This is a genomic window from Bilophila sp. 4_1_30 (assembly GCF_000224655.1).
Lineage (GTDB): Bacteria > Desulfobacterota > Desulfovibrionia > Desulfovibrionales > Desulfovibrionaceae > Bilophila > Bilophila wadsworthia.
The window spans coordinates 1-1,183 of sequence record NZ_JH114261.1 but is presented as its reverse complement, the minus strand read 5'-3'; the positions used below and the strand labels follow the sequence as shown (position 1 = coordinate 1,183).

2 protein-coding genes are annotated in these 1,183 nt (G+C 60.2%); both read left to right on the top strand.

From position 1 onward, the window contains the following. A partial coding sequence (locus tag HMPREF0178_RS20010) for an ABC transporter substrate-binding protein (protein WP_009369358.1) occupies nucleotides 1-703 on the top strand: 703 nt, incomplete at its 5' end. A gap of 142 nt (nucleotides 704-845) precedes the next feature. Next, nucleotides 846-1,183, top strand: a 338-nt coding sequence (locus HMPREF0178_RS20005) for a branched-chain amino acid ABC transporter permease (RefSeq protein ID WP_009369357.1), incomplete at its 3' end; no start/stop codon positions are given.

The following is a 1,183-nucleotide window of genomic DNA, read 5'->3' as shown; positions in this document are numbered from 1 at the left end:
TCAGGGTGCCGCCGCCGCGACCTACGCCTACAAGGATCTCGGCTTCAAGAAGGCCGCCGTCCTCACCGACGTAGTCAGCGACTATGCCGTGGGCCTCTCCAACTTCTTCAAGAAATCCTATAAGAAGCTCGGCGGCGAAATCGTGGCCGACATGAAGTACAGCTCCGGCGACCAGGACTTCACCGCCCAGCTCACCGAACTCATCAGCAAGAAGCCCGACATCGTGTTCATGCCCGCCTACTTCGCCGAAGGCGCCATCATCATGAAGCAGGCCCGCGAACTCGGCGCGACCTTCGTGCTCATGGGCGGCGACGCCATGGACAACCCCGACACCGTCAAGATCGCCGGCAAAGCCGCCGAAGGCTTCATGCAGACGGCGTTCCCCTATGACATGACCATGAAGGACATGAACGATCAGGCCAAGGCCTTCACGGAAGCGTGGAAGAAAAACTTCCCCGAGAAGGACCCCAACGTGAACGCCACGCTCGGCTACACCTGTTACAACATGATCCTTGACGCGCTGAACCGCGCCGGCAAGGCCGACCGCGAAGCCGTAACCAAGGCTCTCGCCGAGACCAAGGACCTCGCCACCCCCGTAGGCATCCTGACCATCAACGCGACCCACGACGCCGAGATCCCCGTCGGCATCCTCAAGTACGAGAACGGGAAGCGCGTCTACGCCGGCGAAATCGTCCCCGAATAAGCCCCCCTGTCCATGACGGTGGAGGAAAGTTCCGCTTTCCTCCCCGCCTTTTTTTGCTGTCTTCCAGCCTCATTCGGGAGGGTTCCTCCCTGCTCGGACGGATTATGGATTTCACGGATTTTCAACGGATAAGGCAGGCACTATGAGTCTGGACATGTTTTTCCAGCACTTCTTCAATGCCCTGACACTGGGTTCCCTGTATGGCCTCATCGCCATCGGGTATACGATGGTGTACGGGATATTGCGGCTGATCAACTTCGCCCACGGCGACATTCTCATGTTGGGGGCCTATTTCGTCTTTTACGGCACCACGACATTCTTCCTGCCCTGGGGGGTGGCCGTGGTGGTGGCCATCCTCGCGGCCAGCGCCGTCGGCATCCTGGTGGACCGCATCGCCTACCGGCCCCTGCGCGACGCCCCGCGCATTTCGGCGCTCATCAGTGCCATCGCCGTGTCCTTCTTCATCGAAAGCCTTTCCGT